At 64.1% G+C, this 6,180-nt stretch carries 7 protein-coding genes; 5 read left to right on the plus strand and 2 right to left on the minus strand.

The features are described 5' to 3' along the window. On the plus strand, positions 1-1,278 hold the full coding sequence (locus tag M4J39_RS21815; RefSeq protein ID WP_251730605.1) for a cytochrome b/b6: 1,278 nt from the start codon (positions 1-3) through the stop codon (positions 1,276-1,278). A 19-nt stretch (positions 1,279-1,297) separates the two neighbouring features. Next, positions 1,298-2,152, plus strand: coding sequence for a cytochrome c1 (locus tag M4J39_RS21820; protein WP_251730606.1), 855 nt, complete (start codon positions 1,298-1,300; stop codon positions 2,150-2,152). An 80-nt stretch (positions 2,153-2,232) separates the two neighbouring features. Here the strand turns inward: M4J39_RS21820 and M4J39_RS21825 are convergent, their stop codons facing one another. Further along, positions 2,233-3,201, minus strand: a complete 969-nt coding sequence (locus tag M4J39_RS21825) for a hypothetical protein (RefSeq protein ID WP_251730607.1) — start codon at positions 3,199-3,201, stop codon at positions 2,233-2,235. A 167-nt stretch (positions 3,202-3,368) separates the two neighbouring features. Here M4J39_RS21825 and M4J39_RS21830 point away from each other — a divergent pair, with 167 nt between their 5' ends. Both M4J39_RS21830 and M4J39_RS21835 read left to right on the plus strand, forming a co-directional pair. After that, positions 3,369-3,896, plus strand: a complete 528-nt coding sequence (locus tag M4J39_RS21830; RefSeq protein WP_251730608.1) for an adenine phosphoribosyltransferase — start codon at positions 3,369-3,371, stop codon at positions 3,894-3,896. Between the two features lie 159 nt (positions 3,897-4,055). Further along, the gene (locus tag M4J39_RS21835) at positions 4,056-4,745 is read left to right on the plus strand and encodes a pentapeptide repeat-containing protein (RefSeq protein WP_251730609.1); all 690 of its coding nucleotides are present in this window, start codon (positions 4,056-4,058) and stop codon (positions 4,743-4,745) included. A gap of 6 nt (positions 4,746-4,751) precedes the next feature. Here the strand turns inward: M4J39_RS21835 and M4J39_RS21840 are convergent, their stop codons facing one another. Beyond that, positions 4,752-5,486, minus strand: coding sequence for a Crp/Fnr family transcriptional regulator (locus M4J39_RS21840; RefSeq protein WP_251730610.1), 735 nt, complete (start codon positions 5,484-5,486; stop codon positions 4,752-4,754). A gap of 143 nt (positions 5,487-5,629) precedes the next feature. On the opposite strand from M4J39_RS21840, the gene M4J39_RS21845 reads away from it, so the two are divergent. Beyond that, on the plus strand, positions 5,630-6,010 hold the full coding sequence (locus M4J39_RS21845) for a response regulator (RefSeq protein WP_251730611.1): 381 nt from the start codon (positions 5,630-5,632) through the stop codon (positions 6,008-6,010). Positions 6,011-6,180 lie beyond the last annotated feature (170 nt).

The raw sequence follows: 6,180 nt of genomic DNA on the forward strand, positions 1-6,180 counted from the left end.
ATGTCCGGTCATTCGACCTATGTCCCGAAGACGGCCATCGGGAAGTGGTTCGAGGCGCGCCTTCCGGTCGTCCGCCTCCTGCACGACACCGCTGTTTCCTACCCGACGCCGCGCAATCTCAACGCTCTCTGGACCTTCGGCGGCATCCTCGCCATGATGCTGGTGGTGCAGATCGTCACCGGTATCGTGCTGGCCATGCACTACGCCGCCGAGAGCACGATCGCCTTCCGCTCGGTCGAGAGCATCATGCGCGACGTCAACTGGGGCTGGCTGATCCGCTATCTCCACGCCAACGGCGCATCGATGTTCTTCATCGCCGTCTACATCCACATTTTCCGTGGCCTCTACTACGGCTCCTACAAGGCCCCGCGCGAGATCCTGTGGATCCTCGGCGTGATCATCTACCTGCTCATGATGGCCGCCGCCTTCATGGGCTACGTGCTGCCCTGGGGCCAGATGTCCTTCTGGGGCGCCACCGTCATCACCAACTTCTTCACGGCGCTCCCCATCGTCGGCCAGCCGATCCAGACGCTGCTGATCGGCGGCTTCTCGGTGGACAATGCCACGCTCAACCGCTTCTTCTCGCTGCACTATCTCTTGCCGTTCCTGATCGCCGGCGTCGTGGTGCTGCACGTCTGGGCGCTGCACGTGGTCGGCCAGAACAACCCGCTCGGCATCGACGTGAAGAGCGAGAAGGACACCGTGCCCTTCACGCCCTACGCCACGTCCAAGGACGTGCTGTGGATCGTGCTGTTCATGATCTTCTACGGCTGGTTCGTCTTCTATCAGCCGAACTTCCTCGGCCATCCCGACAACTATATCGAGGCCAACCCGCTGTCGACGCCGGCCCATATCGTGCCGGAATGGTACTTCCTGCCGTTCTACGCGATCCTGCGCGCCATCGACTTCAATATCGGGCCGATCGATTCCAAGCTCGGCGGCGTGCTCGCCATGTTCGGCGCCATTGCCGTGCTGGCCTTCCTGCCCTGGCTCGACACCTCCAAGGTGCGCTCGGGCCGCTTCCGGCCGATCTTCAAGGTTGCCTTCTGGGTGTTCGGCGTCAACGCGCTGTTCCTCGGCTACCTCGGCTCGCAAGCGACCGACGCCATCATCGCCGGCCTGCAGGCGGTCAGCTGGGCCAAGCTCAGCACCTTCTACTACTTCGCCTACTTCCTGGTGATCCTGCCGGTGCTCGGCTACATCGAGAAGCCGAAGCCGCTGCCGGTGTCGATCAACGATGCGATCCTGGCGAAATCGGTCCCCGGTTCTGCCCACTGACGCCCGACGGAGAGAAATCATGACTGCCAAGATGATCCGTTGGGCCGCCGCCGCTCTTGCCGCCGGCATCGCCCTCACGGCCACGATCGCATCCGCCGAAGAAACGGTCGAGTATCCCCTGATCAAGCCGACCCGCCAGGAATGGTCCTTCGCCGGCATCTTCGGCCGCTACGACCAGGCCCAGCTGCAGCGCGGCTACCAGGTCTACAAGGACGTTTGCTCGTCCTGTCATGCGATGAGCTACGTCAAGTTCCGCAACCTCGCCGACGAGGGCGGACCGGGCTTCACCGAGGACGCGGTGAAGGTGCTCGCGGCCACCTACGCCATCGAGGCCGGCCCCAACGATGCCGGCGAGATGTTCGAGCGGCCTCGTCTGCCGTCCGATCCGTTCCCTTCGCCCTTCCCCAACGACAACGCGGCCCGCGCCGCCAATGGCGGCGCCCTGCCGCCCGACCTGTCGCTGATCGCCAAGGCGCGCGCCGTCCATCGCGGCTTCCCCTGGTTCGTCTTCGACATGTTCTGGCCGTACCAGGAGCAGGGCCCGGACTACATCGCCTCCCTGCTCACCGGCTACCAGGATCCGCCGGAAGGCGTGGAGGTGCCCGAAGGCACTTACTACAACCCGCACTTCATCAACGGCGTCTCGCTGCGCATGCCGCCGCCGCTCGACGACGACCTCGTTGAGTACTCGGACGGCACGCCGCAGACCAAGGAACAGTATGCCACGGACGTGTCGGCCTTCCTGATGTGGGCGGCCGAGCCCCACCTCGACGCCCGCAAGGAGCTGGGCCTCAAGGTGATGCTCTACCTGATCATCTTCGCCGGCATCCTCTACTTTGTGAAGCGGCAGGTCTGGCGCGGCACCCCGCACTGATCCCATCTGTCGAAGCGACGCAAAAGGGCCCGTCACAGGGCCCTTTTTTGTGGCGTGTCCCCGGCCCAGCCACGCGGGCATCACTCCGTTGCGATCACCCGGCGGAAGAAGCGGCGAACATCGCCCAGCTCGCCGAGAGTGATGGCGTGTCCGACACCGGGGTAGAGGTGGAACTCGGCTTCCAGCCCGGCCATCTCGTAGAGGCGACGCGCCGTGTCCCAGCGGTCGAGCGGCGTCCTGCCGAACAACTTCAGCACCAGTTCGCGCTCCCGATCGTCGTAGCTGTCGGAGTAAGGCACGGAGTCGTTGGCGTCGCGGTCGCCAATGAAGAAGAACATCGGAACCTTGCCGACCTCGGACAGATCGACCGGCTGTCCGGCGAGATCCGCGACATCCGCGATGCCGGCCGGATAGGTGAGCGGTTCGTCATTCCAGCGTTCGGCCGGGGCGATGGGCCATCCGCCGGGCGAGCCGATCGCAGCCGCCCTCACCCGCTCCGGATGCAGCATCACGAAGCGATTGACGAACATGCCGCTCGCCGAAAAGCCGGCCATCAGCACCTTGTCCTCGACCCGCCGTCCCTCAGCCCGGAGCCGGCGCGTTGCATCGTCGATCATGGCGATCAGCTGAAGATCCAGCCGCCCCAGCCCATCCACCTCGGTCGTCAGGCAATCGCGGTCGAGAGCATGGGTGTAGATGCGGTCGTGTCGGCTCGGTCGCGGAAACTCGGGAACCAGGATGGCGACATCCATGCCGGAAAAGGCGAGATGTCCCATGAAGCTCATGGCCGCCGCCGACCGCCGGTGAACCGACGCGTCGTCGTCCGGATGGCCGGTGTTGTTGGGCAGGACCAGAATGAAGGTCGGGCGGGCTCCCGTCTCGCTCGGCTCATAAAGATAATAGCTCGAGGAGAAACCGCCGGCTTCGTCGGCCGGCACCTCGGTCGTGCGGAAAGCATAGCGGGCCGAGAGGATGGCACCGCCGACAACGACGGGGAGCACCAGCAGCATCAACGCACGGACCGCCGTTCGAAAGCCCCGTCTCATCATCCGTCCCTTTTCTTCGGTTGTGTCGTAGTGACGAGACAGCCTGTGGTCAATCCGGCCAAGACCGGACCGCGAACACGGGGATCGGCGGTGAAGTGGGGCAACGCGCCTGTTGCGATGCCGGCTCCGGATGTCTACAACGAGCCGTAACTTCTTCGGGAAGCCCTTCCATGAATCTGGCCGACACCATTCGCGCGATCCCCGACTATCCCAAGCCGGGCATCATCTTCCGCGACATCACCACCCTCCTCGGCAATGCCCGGGCCTTCCGTCGCACCGTCGACGAGCTGGTGCAGCCCTGGGCGGGCGGCAAGATCGACAAGGTGGCCGGCATCGAGGCGCGCGGCTTCATCCTGGGCGGCGCCGTCGCCCACCAGCTCAGCGCCGGCTTCGTGCCGATCCGCAAGAAGGGCAAGCTGCCGCACGAGACGGTGTCGATGGTCTACAGCCTGGAATACGGCGTCGACGAAATCGAGATGCACAAGGACGCCATCCTGCCGGGCGAGCGCGTCCTGCTGGTCGACGACCTCATCGCCACCGGCGGTACCGCCAGCGCCGCCGCCAAGCTGATCCGCCAGATGGGTGGCGAGCTCGAAGCTGCCTGCTTCATCGTCGACCTGCCGGCGCTCGGCGGGGCCGACAAGCTTCGCGCCCTCAACGTCAATGTGCGAACGCTGATCGCCTTCGAGGGCGAGTGACCGATCCGGCCTAGAGCAGTTCCAGCAAAAGTGGGTACCGGTTTTTGCGTCCGGAACTGCGTCTTAACAAGGAGATAGAGTTTCTCCGGCGAACCCGAGTTCACCGGAAAAACTCTAGCGTGGCCGCCTCACCGGTCGCGACGCAGGGCAGTCCATCTCATGACCAACATTCGGACCATCGATCTTACCGGCCAGTCCGTCGATCAGGCGGGGCTCAACCGCCTGCTTGCCGGCGATGGGCCGCGCCGCCTTGTTGGCGCCGAACTCGACGGCCTCGTCTTCGGCGAGGTCGATCTCTGCGGCTGGCAGTTCGATGGCTGCAACCTTACCCACTGCAAGCTCGTCCGTACCCGGCTTGCCGACAGCAGATGGTCGGCCTGCAAGGCCGCCTTTGTCGATCTCAGTCGCGCCGATCTGGTCGATGCCGAGATCGTCTCCTCGGACTTCAACAATGCCCTGTTCCGGCAGACTGTGCTGACCTCCGCCGCTTTCCGTCGCTCCAAGCTGACCGGCGCCGACTTCACCGACGCCCGCACCGTCGATCTTCAGCTTGAGGAAGTGCTGGCCGTCGACGCGCGGCTGCCGAAAGTCTCCTTCCGCGATCAGACGCTCAAGCAGGTAGATCTCTCCGGCGCCCTGCTGGAAGGGGCCGATTTCCGAGGCGTGGTGTTTGAAGAGAGCAGCCTGCGCGACGCCCAGCTCATCCGCGCCCGCTTCGAGGGGGCCGACCTGCGCGGCGCTGACCTCGGCGGCATCCGCCTTGGCGACGCGGCACATTTCCGAGGCGCCATCATATCCCGCGCCCAGGCGACCGACCTCCTGAAGGAGCTCGGGCTCAGGGTTCTGTAGAGACGCTCACGGCTCGGGATAAACGCCCTTCAGCACCATGTCGAAGTGGCCGCGAACCACCTCGTTGCAGGCGCAAGCCATCTTCGCGAGATGGTCGTGGTCGAGCACCGTCAGGCGCCCTCTCTGGGTATCGACCACCCCTTCCGCCTTGAAGCGTCCGATGACGCGCGTCGTGTAGCTGCGACCGACACCCAGCAGGCCGGCGAGCTGGTCCTGGGTCAGCGTCAGCTCGTCCGAGCCGGTGCGCTCGCTGGCGGCCACCAGCCAGCGCGCCGCCCGCTGTTGAATGGTGTGGGCCGCGTTGCACGCACTGGCCTGGAACACCTGGGCGAGAAGACAATCGGCATAGCGGTTGAACAGCGAGTCGATGGTTGGTTCCTGGGCCTTGAGATCCTCGAGATCGCCGAGCGCGATCCGGGCGAAGGTGCCGCCGAACAGCACGACAGCCAACGCGAAGGCCGGCAGATGCCCCCGACTGACGATGCCGCCAACGGCCCCCTCCCTGCCGATCAGCGCCGTTTCCACCTCTCGTCCGTCGCCGAAGGTGACACGATAGGAGGCCATGGCACTGCCGATCGGGAAGTAGGCCCATTCCACTCGTGTGCCGGGCGTCTGCAGCGTGCGACCAACTTCGCCCGCCCAGGGATGAAGATGCGAAACCAGACGTTCCCGTTCCCGAGGGCGCAACGCATCGATGAGATTGTTGCCGGTTTTGCCCTCAAACGTCGAAATCGCCGCCATACGTGTTCCTACCGACGTAAAAAACGCGAAAGACTTTCACTCTGTGTTCAGTATTGGACATACAGAGAGCCCCCTCGTCAGTAAAATCCATAGTCTCAAAGCAGGAATAATTTCAAGCGGCTGCGGAAGCGCGAGGTGGATACATGACCGGCGGCAAACGAATTCTCGTCCTTGAGGACGAGCCGCTGATCGCCATGGACCTCGAAGATCTTCTGTCGTCCAAGGGATTCACGGTGGTCGGCCCGTTCTCGACCGCCGCCGCCGCTCTCGATGGCCTCGGCGACGCGCCGCTTCGGGCCGCCCTGCTCGACATCTATCTGTTCAACGGAACGTCCTTCGATGTCGCCCGAGAATTGCAGCAACGTGGCGTCCGCTTCGCCTTCATGACGGGCCTGGTTGCGCCGGACGTGGTGCCCGCCGATCTCAGGGGCGCACCTATCATCCTCAAGCCCTATAACGAGAAGGAACTGATGGCCTTCCTGTCGGCCGAGCTTCCAGACACGATGAGCCACGAGCCGGGGTGATACCAACGTCACTGGCGGCGTCGCTCTGGTACTGTTCGGCGTTTTGGATACGACAAAGCCCTCCGGAGATTTCTCTCGGAGGGCTTTGTGTGTTTGTTCGTTTTGTGAAGAGGTTTGTGTCGTGTGTTTTGTTGTCTTGTCTTGCCCTTTGCAGGCCTGGCAGCGACCTA

The sequence above is a fragment of the Pleomorphomonas sp. NRK KF1 genome, assembly GCF_023721755.1.
GTDB lineage: Bacteria > Pseudomonadota > Alphaproteobacteria > Rhizobiales > Pleomorphomonadaceae > Pleomorphomonas.